Below are 20,443 nucleotides of genomic sequence, written 5' to 3' on the forward strand. Positions count from 1 at the left end.
GTTACGCTTCTTCGGTTGTCTCGTCGTCCGCGCCCAGCGGTTCGGCCGGGACGCCAGCAACGGTCGTCTCTGGCGGCACGTCGGCAGCCACCAGCGAGTTCGCGGCGACCTGAGCGCCCGCGCCGATCTCGACGCCGGGAAGCACAATCGCGCCCGCACCAATCATGGCCCGCTCCCCGACAACGACTTCGCCAGTGCGGTACTCATCCTGCAGGAACTCATGACACAGCAGCGTCGCGTCGTAGCCGATGATAGCGTGGTCCTCGACGGTGATGAGTTCCGGCCAGAACACGTCCGGCGTTGACTCCAAGCCCCACGCGACGCCGTCGCCGACAGTGACACCGAGTCGCGAGAGCAGCCAGTTCTTCAGCCGGAGGCTCGGCGAGATGCGACAGACGAGGATGACGACGTAGTTGACCATCACCCGGAGCGGGTGTTTGGCGTCCGGCCACGGGAACAGGGAATTGTGCGGGCCGGGCGTCGGGTGCTGGCGCAGCCGGTCGTGTCGTGGACCACTCACGTCTGTCGTGTACGGGGCCGCGATAATCAAACCCGTCGGCTCGCCGGCGGTCACCGCGTCCAGAACGTCGGCGTCAGCATCACCAGCACGGGGACGATTTCGATTCGGCCGACCCACATCAGCAGTATCATCAGCACCTTGCTCGACTGGGCGAATCCCTCGTAGGTCCCGTAGGGGCCGGCCTGACCGAACGCCGGACCGATGTTGAAGAACATCGACGCGGCGGCGCTGAGGGCCTCGAACTCGGTTATCGGTGCGCCCGCCCGCTCGCCGTCGGCCACGAGCAGGACAGTACCGAGTATGAAAAACACCAGCGCGACCAGCGTGTACGCATACACGTCGCGGACGGTGTCCTCGTCGACGATTTCCCGTCCCAGTCGGACCGGGCGGACACTCCAACGGTGGGCCGAAACGTTCAGGTCCCGCCAGAAGGACTTGGTGACGATGAGCCAGCGCAGCGTCTTGATAGAGCAGGTGGTGCTTCCGGCCATCCCGCCGATGAACATCATCACGAAGAGGACGTTCTTTGCGCCGGCCGACCAGGTGCTGAAATCCGTTGAGGCGTAGCCCGTCGTCGTGACGATGGCGGCGGTCTGGAAGACGGCGTGGCGAACCGTCGCCCCGACGCCACCGGTGAATCCCTGATCGAGCACGAGTAGGCCGCCGATGAGCAGGGTGCCGACCCCGAGAATCCCCACGTAGAAGTGGAACTCCTCGCTCTGCCGGAGTCGGTCAGTGTCGCCCCGAACGAGCGCGTACAGCAGGACGAAGTTCGTTGCGCCGACGATCATGAACAGCGTCACCGCCCACTGGACGGGCGGGGAGAACGCGCCGATGCTCTCGGCCCGTGGGGAGAAGCCAGCCGTCGCGATGGCGGTGAACGCATGAGCAATCGCGTCGAAGAGGGTCATCTTCGGGGCGAGGCCGCTCACTCCCAGCGCGAACAGAATAGCCGCCGCAGCAGCTGTCAGACCGAGATACAGCAACCCCAGGATGCGCGCCGTATCCTCGATGCCGGGCGTAAGCTTTGTCACATTCTCGGTCCGCGTCTCCGTCTCCATGAGCTGTGCGCCGGCGACCGAGAGCCGCGAGAGCACGGCCGTCGCGAGCAACAGGACGCCGAGGCCGCCGAGCCACTGGAGGACCTGCCGCCACATCAGCAGTGCCTGCGAGTGGGCGTCGAAGTCCCGGATAACGGTCGCGCCTGTGGTGGTGATGCCGCTCATTCCCTCGAACAGCGCGTTGACGGGGGTGGCGAAGACGCCGGTCCCCTCAAGGAACAGCGGTATCGCGCCGACCACGGCGATGGACAGCCAGGCCAACGACACCGTCAGGAACGCCTCGCGGTCGTCGATGCGCTCGCGCTGGAGGCGAGCGAGCGCTGTGCCGACGCCCAGCGTAATCGCTATCGTGACGAGATACGGTAGCGGCGACTCACCGTACAACACAGCCACCAGTGCGGGAATCACCAGCGGAACGGCCAACCACTGCAAAATCGCACCGAGAACGTTCAGCGGCGACCGCACGTCGACAGTGGTCAGTGCCAAGGGCGTTCACCGCCCGGCGATTTTCCGGCGCGTGACCGCTGACGCTGCCACCACGCGCTCAGTCCGCGCCGCCGCGGATGTCGTCCATATGGTCGATACGCTGCTGGACGAGGTCGGCCGTACCGATGTCGTGGCGGACCCGAAGCCCCTCCGTGCCGGCCCGCTGAAGCGCTTCTTCGGCGATGGCCTCCGCGTCGCCAATCGTTTCTGCGAGGCCGACAACGGCGTAGGAGCGAGAGGTAGTCGTGTAGATACCGTCCTCACGGTCGTCGACGCTGGCGTAGCACAGCAGCGCCTCCGGGGCCGTCTCCGGGTCGTCACCGGACTGCTTGCGGTGGTCGTTGACGACCTCCGCGATGACGTCGTCGTCGATTGGTACCTTCGCCCCGGCGTCGGGGTCGGTCGGGTAGCCGTCCGGGACGGCGTACTTGCAGACGGTCGCCATCGGGCGGAAGGAGAGCTGTGGCAGGGGGTCGTCGTCGCGTGCGGCGGTCAGTACGTCGAGGAAGTCCGTGTTGAGCACCGGCAGCGTGTTCATCGCCTCGGGGTCGCCAAAGCGAGCGTTGAACTCCACGACGCGTGGCCCAGTCTCGGTGAGCATGAACTGCCCGTAGAGGACGCCCTTGTACCCGTCAAGGGCCTCGACGGTGGCCCGGAGCACGTCGACGGCGTCCATGTAGTCGTCCTCGTCCATGAACGGCAGGTGGAGGCTGGCGTCGGAGTAGCTCCCCATCCCGCCGGTGTTTGGTCCCTCGTCGCCCTCGTAGGCACGCTTGTGGTCCTGTACCGCCGGCGTGACGCGCAGTTGCCCGTTTGCGACAAACGCCTGCACGGTGAACTCCTCGCCGACGAGGCGCTCTTCGAGGACGACGCGGTCGTAGTCGGAACTCCGGAGGTACTCCTTGGCCTCCTCGGCAGTGCACTGGTCGCCGATGACGCGGACGCCCTTACCGCCGGTCAGCCCGGCGGGCTTGACCGCGAGGTCGCCGTCGTACTCGTCGATGTACTCGCAGGCGGCGTCCATGTCCTCGAACGTCTCGAAATCCGGACAGCCGGGGATATCGTGTTCCCGCATGAACCGCCGCTGGAACGCCTTGTCCGTCTCGATGCGGGCCTCCTGCTCCTGTGGCCCGAATGTGTAGATACCGGCGTCGTCCAGCGCGTCGGCGACACCTGCGGCGAGGGCCGCCTCGGGTCCGATGACCGCCAGCGTGGCGTCGACCTCTCGAGCGTAGGTCGTCACGGCTGTCGGGTTGGTCGTATCGAGTGCCTCGAAGCCGTCGGCGAGGGCGACGATGCCCGGATTCCGGTTGCCGGCACAGGCGTACAGCTCTCCCGGCGAGTTCCCGAGCGAGCGCGCAATCGCGTGTTCCCGGCCGCCGCCACCCACGAGCAGCACTGTCTCTGACATACCCGAAGGCCGGATGGGCTCTCACGTAAGTATTGTCTTTTCGCCGGTTTGCGCTGACTGTGGCAGTCGTTTCTGTGTCGAGCGCGCTCGTGTGCAGGTCCGCCGGACGGAGACCGGGAGCTACTTTGCCCGACTGTCTGACACACAGAGATATGTCCCCTCCCCGCCCCTTCATCGACCCCGCGACAGGAGAGATAGACAGGGCCCAGATACTCTCAGAGGCCATGCCACTCGCGAAGCTCATCGGCGTGTTCGTTGCCGGGAGCCTCCCTCTCTATGCAATCGCGTTCTTCGGTGCGGAGAACTCCGTACTGGGTGTAGTACTGGCCCTGCTCGGTAATTTCATCCTCGCCATCGGAGCCGGTGTCGTCCTGATGTACGTCATTGCCCGTGGAATCCGGCTGGCTGGCGAGTGAGGCGTCGCTGCCGGCGTCGCGTTCCTTTTCACCGCGGCGCTCCCAGCCACAGGTATGAGCGACGCCACGGACCCGACGGCCCGAAACCGACTCGACGAGGCGGAGAGCCCGTATCTCCGCCAGCACGCTGACAATCCGGTCAACTGGCAGCCCTGGGACGAGACAGCCCTGGAAGCCGCCAGAGAGCGGGACGTTCCCATTTTCCTCTCGATTGGTTACGCAGCGTGTCACTGGTGTCACGTCATGGAGGAGGAGAGCTTCGAGGACGAGGCCATTGCCGAACAACTCAACGAGAACTTCGTCCCGATAAAGGTCGACCGCGAGGAGCGGCCGGACCTCGATTCGGTGTACATGAGCATCTGTCAGCAGGTGACCGGTGGCGGTGGCTGGCCGCTATCGGCCTGGCTCACGCCGGAGGGGGAGCCGTTCTACGTCGGGACATACTTCCCGCCGGAGGAGAAGCGCGGACAGCCAGGCTTTGGCGACCTGCTCCAGCGCCTTTCAGGCTCGTGGTCGGACCCCGAACAGCGCGCGGAGATGGAGAACCGCGCCCAGCAGTGGACCGAGGCAATCGAGAGTGACCTCGAAGCGACGCCGGCTGACCCTGAGGACCCCGCAGAGGACATCATTCAGACCGCCGGCACCATCGCCCATCGCGGGGCCGACCGGCAGGACGGCGGCTGGGGCTCCGGCGGCCCAAAGTTCCCCCAGAACGGGCGACTACACGCATTGCTGCGGGCATATGCTGACGGTGGGCAAGAAGACTACCTGAACGTCGTCGAGGAGACGCTGGACGTGATGGCCGACCGAGGACTGTACGACCACGTTGGTGGGGGCTTCCACCGCTACGCGACAGACCAGCAGTGGGCCGTGCCGCACTTCGAGAAGATGCTGTACGACAACGCCGAGATTCCGCGGGCCTTTCTCGCGGGCTATCAGGCCATCGGCTCAGAACGCTACGCGTCGGTCGTCCGGGAGACCTTCGAGTTCGTCCAGCGCGAACTCCAGCACCCCGACGGCGGCTTTTTCAGCACGCTCGATGCCGAGAGTGCGCCGCATAGCGAGTCGCGAAGCGACTCGGAACAGTCGAGCGGGGAAAGCCCGCGAGACGACCCCGACGGCGAGACGGAGGAGGGGCTGTTCTACGTCTGGACACCCGAGCAGGTCCACGACGCCGTCGACGACGAGACGGACGCTGACATCTTCTGTGACTACTACGGCGTCACGGAGCAAGGCAACTTCGAGGGCGCAACGGTACTCGCCGTCCGCAAGCCGGTGCCGGTGCTGGCCGAGGAGTACGAGCGAAGCGAGGACGAAATCACGGCGAGCCTCCAGCGGGCGCTAAACGAGACTTTCGAGGCCAGAAAGGACCGACCGCGACCGGCCCGCGACGAGAAGGTACTGGCCGGCTGGAACGGTCTGATGATCCGGGCGCTCGCTGAGGGGGCGATTGTCCTCGATGACCAGTATGCCGACGTGGCCGCCGACGCCCTCTCGTTCGTCCGGGAGCACCTGTGGGACGCCGACGCGGGACGACTCAATCGCCGGTACAAGGACGACGACGTGGCTATTGACGGCTATCTGGAGGACTACGCGTTCCTCGGCCGCGGCGCGCTGACGCTGTTCGAGGCGACCGGCGACGTCGAGCACCTCGCCTTTGCGATGGACCTCGGCCAGGCAATCACGGAGGCGTTCTGGGACGACGAGCAGGGCACGCTCTTCTTTACCCCGACCGGCGGCGAATCGCTGGTCGCACGGCCCCAGGAACTGACCGACCAGTCGACGCCGTCGAGCACGGGCGTCGCCGTCGACCTCCTGCTGTCGCTGTCCCATTTCAGCGAGGACGACCGCTTCGAAAGCGTGGCCGAGCGGGTCATCCGAACCCACGCCGACCGCGTCTCCTCGAACCCGCTCCAGCACGCCTCGCTCACGCTGGCGACGGACACCTACGAGCAGGGCGCGCTGGAGGTCACGCTGGTCGGCGACCAGTCAGACTACCCGACTGAGTGGACGGAGACCCTCGCCGAGCAGTACATCCCGCGGCGCTTGCTGGCCCACCGGCCAGCCGAGAAAAGTCGTTTCGAGCAGTGGCTCGACACACTGGAGGTGGACGAGTCGCCGCCGATCTGGGCCGGCCGCACGCAGGTCGACGACCGACCGACGGTGTACGCCTGCCGGAACTTCGCCTGTTCACCGCCGAAACACGACCTCGGGACAGCGTTAGACTGGGGCGAAACGGCCGACGATTCGGAGTAAAGTTACGCCATCGCGTTTTCGATTTTGTCAGCGAGATACACCGCAATAGGGACCGGCTCTTCCTCGACGAATCGGGCGATCTCCTCGCCGTCGTGTTCGACGACGACCGTCGGAATGAGTTCGATGTCGTACGCCTCGACCTCCGGGCCGGTCTTCGAGCCGTCGTCTTCCTTCTCGACGGGGTAGTGGTGGACCTGCCCCTCTGGGACACCCGCGGCTTTCAGCGCCGCCCCGAAGTCGGGAAGCTGCGCCCGGCAGTCCTTACACCAGTCGCCGCCCCAGATCTTGTACTCGAACTCGTCAGCGTAGCGTGTGAGAACGTCGACGGTGTCAGCGTAGGCGTCTTCGACCCACACCGGATTCGGCTCCATGGTTTCGAGCGTCTGACTCATAACCGGCTGTATGTAGTCAGGGGGCTTGAAATCCCCGGCCACGAATTCCGCGAGTCAGACGAGCTTCAGCTAATACATCGGGATTTCAGTTGGGATAGGGCTGGACGCGCTAGCGGTCGACTGGAACAGTCGTCCGAATGTCTCGCGACGAGCGGCCGATTTCGACGGTGTACGTTCCGGTGTCGACCGTCCAGCCGGAATTCGGGTCGTACCGCGAGAACGCCAGGTCGTCCAGCGTCAGTGCTACCGTCTTCTGTTCATCAGCATCTAACTGTACAGCCTCGAACCCGGCGAGTTCGCGCCGCGGGCGGTCGACGCCGTCCACGGACGGCGGTCGGACGTAAGCCTGAATTACTTCTCGGCCCGGCCGGTCGGCGGCGTTCTTGACTGGAACTGCGACCGTCCACTCGCCTGTGATTTCGGCATCGCCGTATTCGAACGTCGCATACGAATGGCCGTGACCGAACGGATAGGTCGGGTCGGCGTCTTCGTCGTCGAAGTGTCGGTAGCCGATAAAGACGTCCTCATCGTAGTGGACTTCGTCGTCGACACCGGGGTAGCGGCGTTCGGCCCCGGCGGTCGGATACTCGCCTTCTGGGGCGAACGTGACCGGGAGCCGGCCGCTCGGGTCACGGTCACCATAGAGGACGGCGGCCGCTGCGTCCCCGTCCGCCTGCCCGGGGTACCACTGTTCGAGGACCGCGGCCACGTCCTCGCGCCATGGGAGTTCCACGGGGCCGCCGGACCTGACGACGACCACAGTGTTCTCGTTGGTGGCCGCGACGGCCGAGACGAGGTCGTCTTGCTGGCCCGGGAGCGCCAGTGAATCGCGGTCCCGCGCCTCCGTCGTCGCATCGCGGACAAACACCACGGCGACATCGGCTGCCGCGGCCGCGTCGACGGCGTCGTCGAGCGACGGGTCCTGTTGGGCGATGTCCGCTGCCGTACCGTCGGTATCGTCGTCCTCACCGACAAACGGCAGGAGGTCGAACAGCGAAACGGACTCTATCTGCGGGACGCCAAACGCCGTCGTGACCGCGCCCTCGGCGCGGGATTCGATTCCCGCGACTGGTGTAACCGAGTGGACCGGCGTCGTTTCGGAAGAGCCGCCCCCGCCCAATTTCGGCTCGTCGATGTTTGGTCCGATGACAGCCACGTCCGCTCCGTCAGCCAGCGGCAGGACCCCGTCGTTATCGAGCAACACCGTTCCGCGGGCCGCCACGTCCGCAGCGATATCTCTGTGTCGCTGGCTGTCGAGTTCGCCCGCCTGGTCGTCGCTTGCACCGTCTTCGGCGGCGGTACGGCTGCCGTCCAGTCGCCCGAATCGGTCCATCTGACCGAGAACCCGCCGGACCATGTCATCAAGGCGCTCGGCTGGAACCTCGCCGCTGTCGATGGCTTCGACGAGCGGGTCGCCGAACAGGCCTGCGCGGGTCGCGTCCGGGATGCCGTCGGGCCACTCGAACTCCTCGGCATCATCCGCAGTGTCGCTGTTGGCGGCTTCCGCTGCCCCGGGGGCCGCCACCCCGGGCATCTCTACGTCCATGCCTGCGTTCGCCGCGCCGACAGTGCTCTCCAGCCCGTACCAGTCCGAGACGACGTAACCGTTGAACCCCCACTCGCTTTTGAGTACGTCGCCGACGAGGCGCCCGTGGTCACTCATGTGTGTGCCGTTCACTCGGTTGTACGCCGTCATCACCGACCCGACGCCAGCGTCAACAGCCGAACGGAACGGTGGAAGATACAGCTCTCGGAGCGTCCGTTCATCCACTTCGGTGCTGACGGTCGTGCGATGTGTCTCCTGGTTGTTGGCGACGAAGTGTTTCACTGTGGCGACGACATCAGCGGACTGGATGCCGTCGATAAGGCCGGCCCCGACAGCGCCGGCGTGGACTGGGTCCTCGGAGAGATACTCGAAGTTGCGGCCGCAGTGCGGGACCCGGATGATGTTCACGCCGGGCGCGAGCAGCGCGTCCTGTCCGAGCGCCGCTGCTTCGCGGCCCATCGCCGCCCCCTGTTGTCGGGCCAGATCGGGGTCAAACGTTGCTGCTGTCGCAATTGACGCCGGAAAGGCAGTCGCACGCTGTCCCTCGGCGCGGATTCCCAGCGGCCCGTCGACGAGGCGAAACGGCGGAATCCCGGCTTCCTCGACACCCGAAAGGTACCCCGTCGCTGTGCCCTCCGGGTCGGTTGCACCGCGAACGAGAGCGAGTTTCTGTGGACGGGACAGCCGGGCAAGTACCGCTTCAATGTGGTCGTCATCGGCCATACCGGAGTTCACGGCCGGGCGGGCCTTAGAGTGTCGACTGGTCAGGACGGCGTCTCGGGCGATTGGACCGACTACGTTTCGAGCCCCGAAACAACGAGTTTCGCGCCACCGGACCGGCTTTCGGTCATCTCGACGGCCCACCCGTGAGATTTGACGACGTGCTGGACGATTGCCAGTCCGAGGCCGGTTCCCGACTCGGAGCTGGTAACGCCGTGTGTGAATATCTCTTCCCGTTCCTCGGGTGGGACACCGGGGCCGTCGTCGCCGATTGTGAACCCGTCCGAGGTGGCGTCAACACGTATCGTTACTCCTGTGCCCGCCGGTTCTACGCTGTTGTCGGATTCCGGCCGACTGTGCCCGTGCTCGGTACTGTCGTCGCCCCCTGGTCGACCGCCTGTGGAGCCATGCTCCACGGCGTTCCGAACCACGTTTTCGAACAGCTGTAGAAGTTGGTCACGGTCGCCGGTAATTTCTCTGTCGCCGTCGATTTGCAGCGTTGCCTCGCCGGTGTCGACGTGGGCCCAGGCCGCCTTTGCCAGCGCCGAGAGCCGTAGCTCGACTCGGTCGGTCGTCTTCTCGTCGCGAGCGAAGGCGAGCACCTCGTCGATGAGGCTGCTCATCCGTTCGTGGGCTTCCTCGACGCGGTCGAACTCCTCGGGGTCATTGCGTTCTCGGGCCAGTGCCAGTCGCCCCGAAGCCACGCTCAGTGGGTTCCGAAGGTCGTGTGAGAGGACGGCGGCGAACTGGTCGAGCTGCTGGTTCCGGCGTTCGAGTTCTCGCTCCCGCTGCTTTTGTTCGGTGATTTCGTGGACAAGAAACACGCGCCCGACCAGTGTGTCGCGGGAGTCATACAGCGGGGTGAGCTGGACATCGAAAAACCGGTCGCGCTGCTCGATAACGGCCTGTGTTTCCTTGGCGTCGTCGTTCAGACCGCGGTACTTTTCCAGTAGCTCGGGCGACGTTTCGAGCGCGTCCTCGACAGATTGGCCGACGATAGTCTCCTCTCGAAGTAGCTGGCGGCCGGCGTCATTGGCCTCGATTATCTTGCTGTTCGTGTCGACGACGAACACGGCGCTGTTGAGCGACTCGACGACCTCTCGATAGGCGACCGGTGAGATGTCCAGCAATCGCCCCCTGAAGAACGCCCACGAGAGGGTGAGCCCAGTGCCCGCCAGCAACAGCGGTGTGAGTTCGATGCTGGTGTCGCCGAAGATGCTGAGGACGCTCCCGAACCACGGGAGGCCGATGGCCAGCAGGACGGCGTACACCTGCTTCCGGTACAGACCGCCGGAAACGAGTGCGTAGTGGATGATGAGCGCACTTGACACGGCGATAAGTGCGTAGGAGTACACCAGATGGCCCCAGAAAACAGGCCCGCCGATGATTTCCCAGCCGTACATAGCAGCGTCTGTCGGGCCAGAGATACTGTATATCGCGCCGTCGGGGCCGACAAACAGTGCAGCAAAGAACACGATGGGTTCGACAGTCAGTAGCGCGACGGTCCGCCGGCTGAGATAGCGGTCGCGGTCGGTGTAGGCCAGCGCGAATGCGAACAGGCCGGCCATCGCGGGCATCACACCGACGAACACGCCGTACGCGAAAAGCAGCGCCAACTCGGTTCCGCGTGTCAGAACACCGGCCGCAGCACAGAGGTCCCATATCGAGAGGCCGGCGAGCAGAACCGCGAGTGCGGTCCCGCCGCTGTAGTCGCGCCGCCCCCATGCGTACACCGACAGCGTCCCGAGGACAACGGCCACAGCCAGCAGGAGAAAGGCGTACGCAACGAGCAGCGTGGCCATTACCGTATAATCCGGCCCAGCGAGTAAATGGGTTCCGCCCAGTTCGAGGGGTTTACACACTCGCTCGGCATACCGGCGGGTATGCCTGTCGACAAGCAGGAGTTCGACGAGATACTGTCGTTCGAGCTCCACGAGCCCGCGGACATTCTCGACCCCGACAAACTGTACACCATCCCGGAAATCGCCCGCCTGCTGCAGGGCCTCCCGGCAGATGCCCAACTTAATGAGGCCAACGAGTCCGTGTTCATCGACTGGGCGATCCCGTGGATGATCTTCAATCAGGACGACCTCGTGATCGCCGACCCGCAGGACGATGATGTTGTCGGGCTGTACGGCCTCGCTGAGTCATGAAGCTCCTCGTTGCCGGCAGTGACCGGGTCGACGCGGGCAAGACCACGTTCAGCGTCGGCCTGCTCGAACGGACCAGCGCTCAGGGGTTCAAGCCCAGAGCGGGCAACAACTACTGGTTCGATCACGACGACTATCAGCGAGCGACAAACGAGGGGCGGCTGTACGGCAAGGACGCCAAGCGCCTCGCGGCCGCGTCACCGAGCGATGTCGCACCGGAAGAGATCAATCCGATTCACCGCCTCTGGCACCCCTCACCGGGAGCCGAGACGGGCCTGCTCGGGAAAGAAAACCAGCAGTTCGTCGTGGACCGGGTCGGCCGCCCGAGTACGGAAACGGGCGTCGAGTATGTCGTCAACGGGACTGTCGACATTCCGGAGTCCGTTTCCGAGCGACTCCCGCTTGCCGATGCGCCACGAGTAACCTCGATCGCCGATTTCAACGACCTGATGCGGGTGATGCACGTCGAGGCGCTGGAGTCGGTCGCCGCGGATATCGAAGCGACGGACCGGGCAGTCATCGAATCCTACGGCGATGTGGCTCGGCCGCTGTCAGGTATCGAACCAGATGCCGTGGCCGTCGTCGAACCCGGCCGAGCCCGCATCTACGACGGCGACCGATACAGCAAGGCCTGTCAGATCGCCACCGGTGGTCCCGGCGACGGGCAACTGGAGGAACGAGTGCCGAACGTCGTCGACCTCATCGAACAGGTCGCGGCAGTACGGCTCCCCGCGCTCGACAGCGAGCAGCGCAGTGACCCGGCAGCTGTCGCCGATGCGTACGACCACGCCTACGACGCCTTGCTGGCCTGTGCGTTCGACTAAAAGCTGTGCGCTGTCCCGCGATCTCAGAACTTCGCGGCCTGCAGCGCCAGTTCGATGTCCTGGTACGGCGCGTCGGTGATGCTGGGTCCGTGACCGGTGTGCATCTCCTGTAAGTCCTCGTCGGTGACCGACAGCACCCGCTCGATGCTGTCGACGAGCAGGTCCCGGTTGCCTTCGTTGAGGTCGGTCCGGCCGAAGCTCCCGTTAGCGAACACGAGGTCGCCGGCGAACAGGACGCCGGCGTCGTCCGAGTAGAAGCAGAGATGGTCGTTCTTGTGGCCGGGCGTGTGCAGCGCCCGGTAGTCGTGGTCACCTAGCTGTATCGTCTCATCGTCGGCGATAGCGTACTCGACGCCATCCTGATCCGTATCGTAGCCGTACACCGGTACGTCGAAGGCGTCGACGACGCTGTCGAGGTTCTCGACGTGGTCGTAGTGGGTGTGGGTGACGGCGACAGCGTCGATATCGTCGACGTGCTCTTCGACAGTCGACACCACGTCGAATTCGTTGCCGACGTCCACCAGCACAGTTCGGTCCCCAGTGACGAGGAACACGTTGCTCGTGAAGGCCTGTTGCCCACGGGCGAGATTTCGAATCATTACCCGCCTATTTGCCGTCGTCCCGGATGTGGGTATCGTTCTGTTACCGGTCGAGACGCGCTGCACGCCCGCACCCACAGGGCTATGTACGTGGATATGCAAACGAGGGATAGTAGAACATTATGTCAGATTCGGACCTACCTGTGGTGCTTATCGTCGAAGATGAACCAGATGTTGCCGAGACGTACAAACTGTGGCTGCAACAGGAGTACGAGGTCCGCATGGCACAGAACGGCGACGAGGGCCTGGAGCAACTGGACGCGGATGTCGATGTGGTGCTGCTCGACCGGATGATGCCCGGACTTTCTGGAGACGAAGTGCTTGAGCGCATTCGCGAGCGTGATCTTGGCTGTCGGGTGGCAATGGTCACCGCTGTCGAACCGGACTTCGATATTCTTGAGATGGGTTTTGATGCATACCTCTCGAAGCCGATCCGGAGCGAACAGCTACATGAGACGGTCGACAATCTGCTCGACCGCTCCGAATACGACTCGCTGCTGCAGGAGTATTACGCACTCGTCGAGAAGCAGGCGACGCTCGAAGCGACAAAATCGAGCGCGGAACTGGCAGAAAGCAGTCAGTACGACGAGCTGAGCCAGCGAATCGCGGAGATGCGAGACGACCTCTCAGATACACTCGGTGGCATCGAAGACGACTCCGATTTCATCGCAACGCTTCGCGGACTGAGCGACGATGAAGACAACTGAGCGACAAACAATGTATGATCTCACCTCAGTACTAGAGTTCGATGCGCTCAGTGAGGTCCGGCCAGGGTCAAGCATCCTGATATCCGGCCCAGCAATGAGCGGGAAGGAACGACTCGCATACGATATTCTCGCCGACGGGTTGGACAGAGGTGACGGCGCGGTGGTCGTGACGACCGGTGACGGCGCAGGCAGCGTCGTCGAGGAGTTCCGGTCGCTCGTGCCCGACCTCGACGACTCCCAGCTCGGTGTCATCGACTGCCGGGGGGAGAGTGGCACGGACGAGGAGGTAATCGGTAACGCTCACGCGCATCACGTCTCTTCGCCCGGTGATCTCACCGGCATCGGTATCGGTATCACAAAGGCGCTTGAGGGGCTGCACAACGCCGGCAACGAACAGGGCCGTCTCGCCCTCGTCTCGCTGTCGACAATGCTGACCTACACGGACAAGAAGACCGTGTTCAAGTTCTGTCACGTGCTGTCCTCACGGCTGGACTCTGCTGGCTACATCGGCGTGTTTACCATCGACTCGGGAGCCCACGACGACCAGACCCTGCAGGTCATCAAGCAGGCGTTCGACGGGATGATCGACGTGCGCGACGCCGAGGGCGGCGGCCGCGAGGCCCGCGTACTCGGGCTGTCCGGCGAGCCGACCGACTGGCAGGACATCTGAGTACGTCCCCATCCACAGGCGGTCCGAACCCCGTGTCGGTCCGGGAAGGAAGTATTTTGCCGCTCCGGGACACCCACCCGATATGGACGTCAAGCTGCTCGAAGCCACAGACGACCCCGAGGATCTTATCTGCAAGGCAGCACGCAACGACTACAGCGACACCTCCGTCGGCAGCCAGTCGTTCGAAGCGACGATGGCTGAGGTCGACGGAGACTCGCTTGAGGAAAAAAAGGAGACGCTCATCGGGCATCTCCTCGACCACGGCCACTTCGGCCCCTTCGAACACGCGCAGGCGACTTTCGCCGTCGAAGGCGTTTCCCGCTCCTGTATGGCCCAGATCACCCGTCACCGACACGTCTCATTCGATGTGCAGTCGATGCGGTACGTCTCCTTCGACGACGTGGACCCCGAAGCCGTCCGCGAGGGGGAACTGGTCGTGACGCCGCCATCTGCGACGGATCCGGACTGGATCGGCCGGAACCAGCAGAAGGCAAGCGTCTCCGACGAAGAGTTCGAAGAACGCGCGGAGATATTCAAAGACACCATCGAGCAGGCGGTCGAATCGTATCAGGAGCTGCTTGAGCTGGGAATGCCGCCGGAAGACGCCCGGTTCGTACTGCCAATCGGCACCAAGGTGAACATCGTGATGTCGATGAACGCCCGAATGCTGATGCACGTCGCGGATATGCGAGCCGCGGCGGACGCACAGTGGGAGATCCGAGAGATGACCGAGGAGATGCTCGAGTTGGCGGCCGACTGGTGTCCCAAGACCTTCGAGTACTACGAACAGGAGATGAAGGGGCGCAAGAACCGGCTCGCCCCCTGACAGGTCCGGCACTTCTCTCGGCGGTTCAGAGCGACTGTCTCCGGCTACGACCATCGACAATTGTTGAATCGACCTTGATACTCACAACGGCAATAGCAAGACACAAGTCGTTTTGTTGCATAAACGGCCGGGTTTCAGAGTATCAAAAGACGAAACGAGTACGACACATTCATTACCGCACATCCTAGATGAACAATTGTGTCTTACGAGGTTGAACGTCCCACCCGTCGGTCGGGAACTGCGTCTGATGTGATGTGTGCTGTCGACGATGTCGACGGCCAGCAGCGGTTCGTCATCGCCGATATTGCCCACGATGACACCTGGATTTCGATGGTAGCGGACGAGACCTGTACACTTACAGCCTGGCGATAACGGACGACCACCGGCTGAAAAGTTTTTGTTGGCTGCTCTGTGACGTAGGAGTATGGAATACGACGACATGCTTGACCGGGCGATGGAAGAGACGCCCGAGATTGATGGCACAAGCGAGCGGTTCGAGGTCCCGGACCCGGATATCCGACAGGAGGGGAACGTCACCGTCTACGAGAATTTCCAGTCGACGTGTTCCCGGCTTGGACGCGAGGACGACCACGTGATGAAGTTCCTCCAGAACGACCTCGGAACGAGCGGCCACATCGACGAGAGCGGTCGAGTGCGCCTGACCGGTGAATTCGATGCCACCCGTATCGAGGCGTCCATCGACGAGTACGTCGACGAGTTCGTGCTCTGCTCGGAGTGTGGACTGCCGGACACGCAACTGGAGCGGGAACAGGGTGCGCTGTTGCTCCGCTGTGAGGCGTGTGGCGCACGCTCGGCGACGAGCGAGTAGTTACTGCAGTCCTTTCAGCGTCTGCAAGTCGTTTTCTGTACGGGTGAAAACAGCGAGCCGATGGCTCGCGTGACAGTTCGGGCAGTGGAACGTCGTGTCGTGTCGCGGCAAGTCTGTCGGCGTCGACTCCCAGTCTTTCTTACACTCAGGGCAGAGCAATCGCACGTACGCTTCCTCCATGTATGTTACTCACACACATAGCCAATGATAAAAAGCCTTGTCGTCTCCCCATTAGTCTGCCTTCATCCGAGCGTCAGGCCGGAAGGTCCTCGGCTTCGAGGAGTTCCTTGTATCGGTTTCGGATGGTCACTTCAGAGATGTCAGCGACGTCGCTGACCTGGCTCTGTGTGACCTTCTCGTTGGTCAGCAACGCGGCGGCGTAGACGGCCGCAGCGGCGATGCCGACCGGCGATTTGCCGGAGAGCATCCCCGACTGACGAGCACCTTCGACGAGGTCCCGTGCCTGTCGCTGGGTCTCCTCACTGAGGTCCAGGTCGGAGATGAACCGTGGGAGGTAGTGTTCCGGGTCCGCCGGCTGAACTTCGAGACTGAGTTCCCGGACAATGTAGCGGTAGGTCCGTGTGAGCTCCATCTTTTCGACGCGGGAGACACGGGCCATCTCGTCCAGCGACCGGGGGTTCCCGGCCATGCGAGCGGCCGCGTACAGCGCAGCGGTCGCAACGCCCTCGATAGAGCGACCCGGAAGGAGGTCGTCACCGAGTGCGCGGCGGTAGATGACGCTGGATGTCTCACGGACGTTCTGGGGGAGCCCCAGCGCAGAGGCCATACGGTCGATTTCGCCCAGTGCCTGCTTGAGATTGCGCTCCTTGGAGTCACGGGTCCGGAACCGTTCGTTCCAGGTCCGGAGCCGCTGCATCTTCTGGCGCTGTTCGCTGGAGAGGGAGCGCCCGTAGGCGTCCTTGTTCTGCCAGCCGATGTTCGTCGAGAGACCCTTGTCGTGCATCATGTTCGTCGTCGGCGCGCCGACGCGGGACTTGCGGTCCTTCTCGGCGGAATTGAACGCACGCCATTCCGGCCCGCGGTCGATCTCGTCTTCCTCAACGACCAGCCCACAGTCTTCACAGACTGTTTCGCCGTGCTCGGTATCCGTAACGACGTTGCCACTACATTCGGGACAGGTCTCTACAGCCTCCTGTTCCGTCGATTCGGTGATTTTCTCGTCTCGTTCTCGTGTGCTTGTCCGCGTTGTTGATTCACTCATGATTGGAAGTCCTGTTCTGCCGGGTGCAGAAATTTTAAGACTGATTGGGGATTTGTCTTACCCTATAGTTAGTCCGTAAAGTATATAAATCTTTTGCCGGCTTCTGGCATAAACCGCAGTACAGCGGCGTGGTAGGGTATAGCATGTCCCGATATAGGGATGTATAAAGTTGACGGTGGCCGCCAACGCCCGGACATAACGCATAATCGGGGGACTGCAACGCCGTGTGACTCCGTCGGTGCAGCGCTGAACGACCAGCCCACACCTTGCTCCAGTCATTCCAGTTCAGTCGAGAACGGCGAGTGGGTCCCGAAATTACCGGGTCAGCGGGAGTCACAGTGTGGTTCCGCACATCGTGAGGGAGTGATATGATGTAAAAAGCGATGTTACCGAGTAACACAGCTTAGCTACGGTTGTATACCAGATAGGTACATACGGTGATGATGACGCCCTGTCACTGGAGCGGCCCGCGACCGATTAATCGGGGGCGACCCAGACCACAAGGCCACCGAACTCAAGTGCCGCAACGAACGTCATCGTGCGACTGGAGCGAGGGGCCGTTTCGCAGTAGGGCAGCGACCTGCGGTTCGAACAGATAGTAGTAGACGGACAGACAGCTCTCTGTGAGCGCCAACCACAGATCCATCTGGCCGCGGTTTCAGACAGTGAACAGATGCCCCTCAGTTGGCACGTCAAAGAGCCCGATACGTGCGCCTGCGTCCAGCCACGCGTGCCCGTACGAGAACGACGCTAAGGCGTTCACGAGGTCGTCGTCGTCCCTGAAGTGACGCCCATCTTCAAGATACGCTGACGCCATCTCCTCGCACTCCAAGGCGGCATTGTGCATCGGTGTCCCTTCAGGGGGTGCGACTGATGCCGCATCAAGTGCCTCCGCGAGTAGTCCTTCGTAGCGGTCAGTCTTCTCTTCGATATCGGCAGCCATACCCTCAGCGAACGGTGGCAGCGGCCTAAGCGTGTCGTCCCAGCCCGCGTTCGGCGCACGACAACACAAGCTAAATACGGCCCGGTAGTCTAACTTGGCTAATGACAGAATCGGTCGAACACCGACGACTCATCGTCGCTGGCACGGGCGCAGCGGGACTGACAGCGGCCATCTACGCCGCCAGGAGCAACAACGACCCACTCGTTCTCGAAGGTGACGAACCCGGTGGGCAGCTCACGCTGACTAGTGAAGTCGAGAACTTCCCCGGCTTCCCGGAGGGCCTCTCCGGGCCGGACCTCATCAACAATATGAAAGAGCAGGCTGAGCGCTTCGGCGCTGAGCTGGAACACGGTATCGTCGCCGACATCGACGACAGCGAGCGGCCGTTCCGCGTAGAGCTGTCAAACGGCGACGTGTACACCTGCGACGCCTTCATCGCCGCCTCCGGAGCCAGCGCCCGCACGCTGGGCGTCCCCGGCGAGGACGAACTCATGGGCTACGGCGTCTCGACGTGTGCGACCTGCGACGGCGCGTTTTTCCGTGGCGAAGACATGCTCGTCGTCGGCGGCGGCGACGCAGCCATGGAGGAGGCCCACTTCCTCACGAAGTTCGCTGACACCGTCTACATCGCGCACCGCCGCGAAGAGTTCCGCGCCGAGGACTACTGGATCGACCGCGTCCAGCAGAAGGTCGACGAGGGCGAAATCGAGATCATGCGCAACACCGAGCTGCTGGAAATGCACGGCTCCCCCGAGGACGGCGTCGACCACGTCACCCTCGCACAGAACGACGAGGGCCATCCCAGCGAGAAGCTCGACGCCGACGGGACCGAAACCTTCGACTTCGACGTTGGTGCCGTCTTTATTGCCATCGGTCACACGCCTAACACCGACTACCTCGGAGACACCGGCGTCGAGCTGGACGATACCGGGTACATCCAGACCCACGGCGGCACCGGCGGCGACCAGACCGCCACCGACGTGGACGGTATCTTCGGTGCCGGCGACGTGGTCGACTACCACTACCAGCAGGCCGTCACCGCTGCCGGGATGGGCTGTAAAGCCGCCATCGACGCTGACGAGTACCTCGAAGCACAGGCCGAAGCTACCGCAGAGGCAGAGTCCGAAGCCGCCGCAGAAGCCGACGACTAGCGCGCCTGTTTCTCCGTTCTCACATCCACAGACCCTTTAGGATAGCCCCCGGAGTAAACCGCATGGCAACAGACACTGTCACGCTGACTATTGACGACGGCGAAGAGACCGACGAACTCACAGTTCCGAGCGAACTCGTGGACATCCTCCGCGAGTCACCGGACGAGACGGACCCGCAGGTCGTCGGCGACATCGCGATGTTCGGCATGACCCAGCGGATTCACAGCGCTGTCCACCACGCGCAGGGCGAGCCGGACGAGCAGATCGTCGCGCTCGAAGAGGAAACCAGCGAACTGTTCGAAGAGCGCTTCGGCCAGTCCTTCGCCGAGCTGACCGGCCACGACCACTAATTCTGTCGGCCAGTTCTTAGAACTGCCAGTGTAGCACCACGCCGTCGTCGACCCGTTCGACGTCGGCTAGCTCCGGCTCCGGGAAGTCCTCGATGAAGCCGTCGCCGTCGGCCAGCGTCGGCGCGTCCCGGCCGCCGATAACCTTCGGACCAACGTAGACGAACAGTTCGTCGACCAGCGCCTCCTCCAACAGGCTGAAGATGAGTTCGCCGCCACCTTCGACCATGAGCTGGTCGATGCCATCGCCTTCCAGCTTTGCAAGCGTCGTCGTCAGGTCGACCCGGTCCTGCCCGGCGGCGATGACGTACGCGCCGGCGTCTTCCATCTCCTCGATGAAGTCCGGTGGCGCGGCTTCGCTAACGAGGAGGTAGGTCTGTGCGCGGCCGTCAAGCACTGTGGCGTCCGGCGGCGTGCGGATACGGGAGTCAGCGATGACGCGCGCGGGGTTTTCGGGGTCGCCACGCTCGGCCCGAGCGGCGCGGCGGTCGGCGTCGTCGACGGTCAGCGAAGGGTCATCGGCGAGAATTGTGCCGACGCCGACCATCACCGCGTCGCTGTCGGCTCTGAGCTGGTCGACGCGGTCGAAGTCGTCCGGGCCGGAGATAGCTATCTGTTCGCGGCGGCGAGAAGAGAGTTTCCCGTCCACACTCATGGCGGCGTTGACGATGACGTGCATACTCGTTCGTGCCGGCGACACGTCAAACGGCTTTTGGGTTACAGTCAGGAAGATGTTGTCTCGGGACGCTTCGAGAGCTTCCGGACGTCGAGTTTCTTTACCGTACCATCGGCGGTTTTCAGCTTTAGCACCGTCTTTTTCAGCACCAGTTCATCGACGTCAAGCGTCGTCTCACTGTTCCAGCCACGGAGTCGAACCACCCCTTCCTCGTCGATTTCAACGAACGTACGGGGCTTGCGCTGTGAGCCCATCGTCCACTCCTCGTCGCCGACGGAGAGTTCCTGTCCCCCGCTTTTCGACCAGCGGAACACGCAGGCGAACTGCTCGCGAGGTTCGTCCGCACGGTCGTGGTCAACGCGGGTCCACTGCTCGAAGTCGACGCCGAAATGGGCGGCCCACAGTTCCAGATACTCGAAATCGAACTTCTTTTTGCCGTCGTTGTTCCGGCCACTCCGCCAGATGACGTGGGCCTCTGACGGCTTCGACCCGAACACGCTCCCCATGGTCAGGCTCCCCTATGCCCACACTCGCTATCAGTGACAATAACTTTCTGTCCGGTTAGCTTGACGTGGCCAGTAGCGGAATTTTCGGCCGTTTGAAATGCACTAACTCGGTCAGGGAGCATATGCTGAGAGATTACAGTATCATAAATAAGAATTTTGGGCGATTTCAAACAGGTATCGACGGC

At 63.2% G+C, this 20,443-nt stretch carries 23 protein-coding genes; 11 read left to right on the plus strand and 12 right to left on the minus strand.

The features are described from left to right. Position 1: 1 nt before the first annotated feature. Genes RR_RS08935 through purD form a run of 3 tightly spaced genes read right to left on the minus strand, consistent with a single transcriptional unit; the run spans position 2 to position 3,478 of the window. Positions 2-550 carry an acyltransferase gene (locus RR_RS08935; RefSeq protein ID WP_171814239.1) on the minus strand — a complete coding sequence of 183 codons (549 nt, stop codon included), beginning with the start codon at positions 548-550 and terminating at the stop codon, positions 2-4. Positions 551-570: 20 nt separating this feature from the next. Then, a complete protein-coding gene (locus tag RR_RS08940) occupies positions 571-2,067 on the minus strand; it encodes a TrkH family potassium uptake protein (RefSeq protein ID WP_049938858.1) in 1,497 nt (498 codons plus the stop codon). A gap of 58 nt (positions 2,068-2,125) precedes the next feature. Then, positions 2,126-3,478: a phosphoribosylamine--glycine ligase gene (purD, locus tag RR_RS08945; RefSeq protein WP_004960982.1), complete on the minus strand. Its 1,353-nt coding sequence runs from the start codon at positions 3,476-3,478 to the stop codon at positions 2,126-2,128. 152 nt (positions 3,479-3,630) lie between these two features. On the opposite strand from purD, the gene RR_RS08950 reads away from it, so the two are divergent. Further along, positions 3,631-3,894, plus strand: coding sequence for a hypothetical protein (locus RR_RS08950; RefSeq protein WP_004960980.1), 264 nt, complete (start codon positions 3,631-3,633; stop codon positions 3,892-3,894). Between the two features lie 54 nt (positions 3,895-3,948). Continuing rightward, on the plus strand, positions 3,949-6,150 hold the full coding sequence (locus tag RR_RS08955; RefSeq protein ID WP_011223449.1) for a thioredoxin domain-containing protein: 2,202 nt from the start codon (positions 3,949-3,951) through the stop codon (positions 6,148-6,150). Between the two features lie 2 nt (positions 6,151-6,152). Here the strand turns inward: RR_RS08955 and RR_RS08960 are convergent, their stop codons facing one another. From RR_RS08960 to RR_RS08970, 3 genes are all read right to left on the minus strand, one after another. Continuing rightward, positions 6,153-6,542 (minus strand): thioredoxin family protein, encoded by a 390-nt coding sequence (locus tag RR_RS08960; RefSeq protein ID WP_007190149.1) that lies wholly within the window; start codon positions 6,540-6,542, stop codon positions 6,153-6,155. 109 nt (positions 6,543-6,651) lie between these two features. Further along, positions 6,652-8,811 (minus strand): beta-glucosidase, encoded by a 2,160-nt coding sequence (locus RR_RS08965; RefSeq protein WP_011223450.1) that lies wholly within the window; start codon positions 8,809-8,811, stop codon positions 6,652-6,654. 71 nt (positions 8,812-8,882) lie between these two features. Beyond that, positions 8,883-10,610: a histidine kinase N-terminal 7TM domain-containing protein gene (locus RR_RS08970; RefSeq protein ID WP_011223451.1), complete on the minus strand. Its 1,728-nt coding sequence runs from the start codon at positions 10,608-10,610 to the stop codon at positions 8,883-8,885. 27 nt (positions 10,611-10,637) lie between these two features. On the opposite strand from RR_RS08970, the gene RR_RS08975 reads away from it, so the two are divergent. Continuing rightward, the gene (locus RR_RS08975) at positions 10,638-10,961 is read left to right on the plus strand and encodes a DUF5827 family protein (RefSeq protein ID WP_004960968.1); all 324 of its coding nucleotides are present in this window, start codon (positions 10,638-10,640) and stop codon (positions 10,959-10,961) included. Continuing rightward, on the plus strand, positions 10,958-11,782 hold the full coding sequence (locus RR_RS08980; protein WP_011223452.1) for an ATPase: 825 nt from the start codon (positions 10,958-10,960) through the stop codon (positions 11,780-11,782). The genes RR_RS08975 and RR_RS08980 overlap by 4 nt, the downstream gene beginning before the upstream one ends. Before the next feature lie 23 nt (positions 11,783-11,805). On the opposite strand, the gene RR_RS08985 is transcribed toward RR_RS08980, so the two are convergent. After that, positions 11,806-12,381 carry an MBL fold metallo-hydrolase gene (locus tag RR_RS08985; protein ID WP_011223453.1) on the minus strand — a complete coding sequence of 192 codons (576 nt, stop codon included), beginning with the start codon at positions 12,379-12,381 and terminating at the stop codon, positions 11,806-11,808. 122 nt (positions 12,382-12,503) lie between these two features. On the opposite strand from RR_RS08985, the gene RR_RS08990 reads away from it, so the two are divergent. The 5 genes from RR_RS08990 (at position 12,504) to RR_RS09005 (ending at position 15,413) form a co-directional block, all read left to right on the plus strand. Further along, a complete protein-coding gene (locus RR_RS08990) occupies positions 12,504-13,088 on the plus strand; it encodes a response regulator transcription factor (protein WP_007190145.1) in 585 nt (194 codons plus the stop codon). A gap of 10 nt (positions 13,089-13,098) precedes the next feature. Beyond that, positions 13,099-13,758 carry an RAD55 family ATPase gene (locus tag RR_RS08995; RefSeq protein WP_007190144.1) on the plus strand — a complete coding sequence of 220 codons (660 nt, stop codon included), beginning with the start codon at positions 13,099-13,101 and terminating at the stop codon, positions 13,756-13,758. Positions 13,759-13,840: 82 nt separating this feature from the next. Continuing rightward, the gene (thyX, locus tag RR_RS09000) at positions 13,841-14,584 is read left to right on the plus strand and encodes an FAD-dependent thymidylate synthase (protein WP_007190143.1); all 744 of its coding nucleotides are present in this window, start codon (positions 13,841-13,843) and stop codon (positions 14,582-14,584) included. Between the two features lie 198 nt (positions 14,585-14,782). Continuing rightward, complete coding sequence (locus RR_RS22370; RefSeq protein WP_154021034.1) at positions 14,783-14,956, plus strand: DUF7556 family protein; 174 nt, start codon at positions 14,783-14,785, stop codon at positions 14,954-14,956. A 52-nt stretch (positions 14,957-15,008) separates the two neighbouring features. After that, on the plus strand, positions 15,009-15,413 hold the full coding sequence (locus tag RR_RS09005; protein ID WP_011223454.1) for a translation initiation factor IF-2 subunit beta: 405 nt from the start codon (positions 15,009-15,011) through the stop codon (positions 15,411-15,413). Here RR_RS09005 and RR_RS22790 read toward each other — a convergent pair whose 3' ends face one another. From RR_RS22790 to RR_RS09020, 3 genes are all read right to left on the minus strand, one after another. After that, positions 15,414-15,593 (minus strand): hypothetical protein, encoded by a 180-nt coding sequence (locus tag RR_RS22790; protein WP_004515550.1) that lies wholly within the window; start codon positions 15,591-15,593, stop codon positions 15,414-15,416. A 73-nt stretch (positions 15,594-15,666) separates the two neighbouring features. Further along, positions 15,667-16,635 (minus strand): transcription initiation factor IIB, encoded by a 969-nt coding sequence (locus tag RR_RS09015; RefSeq protein ID WP_007190141.1) that lies wholly within the window; start codon positions 16,633-16,635, stop codon positions 15,667-15,669. Positions 16,636-17,293: 658 nt separating this feature from the next. Further along, on the minus strand, positions 17,294-17,578 hold the full coding sequence (locus RR_RS09020; protein ID WP_004960922.1) for a DUF357 domain-containing protein: 285 nt from the start codon (positions 17,576-17,578) through the stop codon (positions 17,294-17,296). Between the two features lie 101 nt (positions 17,579-17,679). Between RR_RS09020 and RR_RS09025 the strand changes: the two genes are divergently transcribed. Continuing rightward, entirely contained in the window at positions 17,680-18,729 is a 1,050-nt protein-coding gene (locus RR_RS09025) for an NAD(P)/FAD-dependent oxidoreductase (protein ID WP_007190140.1), read from the plus strand. A gap of 62 nt (positions 18,730-18,791) precedes the next feature. Further along, on the plus strand, positions 18,792-19,079 hold the full coding sequence (locus tag RR_RS09030) for a DUF7545 family protein (RefSeq protein WP_004592488.1): 288 nt from the start codon (positions 18,792-18,794) through the stop codon (positions 19,077-19,079). Between the two features lie 16 nt (positions 19,080-19,095). Here the strand turns inward: RR_RS09030 and RR_RS09035 are convergent, their stop codons facing one another. Next, complete coding sequence (locus RR_RS09035) at positions 19,096-19,755, minus strand: 2,5-diamino-6-(ribosylamino)-4(3H)-pyrimidinone 5'-phosphate reductase (protein WP_011223456.1); 660 nt, start codon at positions 19,753-19,755, stop codon at positions 19,096-19,098. A 44-nt stretch (positions 19,756-19,799) separates the two neighbouring features. Beyond that, a complete protein-coding gene (locus RR_RS09040; RefSeq protein ID WP_007190139.1) occupies positions 19,800-20,258 on the minus strand; it encodes a hypothetical protein in 459 nt (152 codons plus the stop codon). Between the last annotated feature and the right edge of the window lie 185 nt (positions 20,259-20,443).

Source organism: Haloarcula marismortui ATCC 43049 (genome assembly GCF_000011085.1).
In the GTDB taxonomy this organism is placed as follows: Archaea; Halobacteriota; Halobacteria; order Halobacteriales; family Haloarculaceae; genus Haloarcula; species Haloarcula marismortui.

Coding starts and splice junctions, on each gene's coding strand:
- purD (WP_004960982.1), bottom strand. CDS start 3,478: ATGTCAGAGACAGTGCTGCTCGTGGGTGGCGGCGGCCGGGAACACGCG.
- RR_RS08950 (WP_004960980.1), top strand. CDS start 3,631: ATGTCCCCTCCCCGCCCCTTCATCGACCCCGCGACAGGAGAGATAGAC.
- RR_RS08955 (WP_011223449.1), top strand. CDS start 3,949: ATGAGCGACGCCACGGACCCGACGGCCCGAAACCGACTCGACGAGGCG.
- RR_RS08960 (WP_007190149.1), bottom strand. CDS start 6,542: ATGAGTCAGACGCTCGAAACCATGGAGCCGAATCCGGTGTGGGTCGAA.
- RR_RS08965 (WP_011223450.1), bottom strand. CDS start 8,811: ATGGCCGATGACGACCACATTGAAGCGGTACTTGCCCGGCTGTCCCGT.
- RR_RS08970 (WP_011223451.1), bottom strand. CDS start 10,610: ATGGCCACGCTGCTCGTTGCGTACGCCTTTCTCCTGCTGGCTGTGGCC.
- RR_RS08975 (WP_004960968.1), top strand. CDS start 10,638: ATGGGTTCCGCCCAGTTCGAGGGGTTTACACACTCGCTCGGCATACCG.
- RR_RS08980 (WP_011223452.1), top strand. CDS start 10,958: ATGAAGCTCCTCGTTGCCGGCAGTGACCGGGTCGACGCGGGCAAGACC.
- RR_RS08985 (WP_011223453.1), bottom strand. CDS start 12,381: ATGATTCGAAATCTCGCCCGTGGGCAACAGGCCTTCACGAGCAACGTG.
- RR_RS08990 (WP_007190145.1), top strand. CDS start 12,504: ATGTCAGATTCGGACCTACCTGTGGTGCTTATCGTCGAAGATGAACCA.
- RR_RS08995 (WP_007190144.1), top strand. CDS start 13,099: ATGTATGATCTCACCTCAGTACTAGAGTTCGATGCGCTCAGTGAGGTC.
- thyX (WP_007190143.1), top strand. CDS start 13,841: ATGGACGTCAAGCTGCTCGAAGCCACAGACGACCCCGAGGATCTTATC.
- RR_RS09005 (WP_011223454.1), top strand. CDS start 15,009: ATGGAATACGACGACATGCTTGACCGGGCGATGGAAGAGACGCCCGAG.
- RR_RS22790 (WP_004515550.1), bottom strand. CDS start 15,593: ATGGAGGAAGCGTACGTGCGATTGCTCTGCCCTGAGTGTAAGAAAGAC.
- RR_RS09015 (WP_007190141.1), bottom strand. CDS start 16,635: ATGAGTGAATCAACAACGCGGACAAGCACACGAGAACGAGACGAGAAA.
- RR_RS09020 (WP_004960922.1), bottom strand. CDS start 17,578: ATGGCTGCCGATATCGAAGAGAAGACTGACCGCTACGAAGGACTACTC.
- RR_RS09025 (WP_007190140.1), top strand. CDS start 17,680: ATGACAGAATCGGTCGAACACCGACGACTCATCGTCGCTGGCACGGGC.
- RR_RS09030 (WP_004592488.1), top strand. CDS start 18,792: ATGGCAACAGACACTGTCACGCTGACTATTGACGACGGCGAAGAGACC.
- RR_RS09035 (WP_011223456.1), bottom strand. CDS start 19,755: ATGCACGTCATCGTCAACGCCGCCATGAGTGTGGACGGGAAACTCTCT.
- RR_RS09040 (WP_007190139.1), bottom strand. CDS start 20,258: ATGGGGAGCGTGTTCGGGTCGAAGCCGTCAGAGGCCCACGTCATCTGG.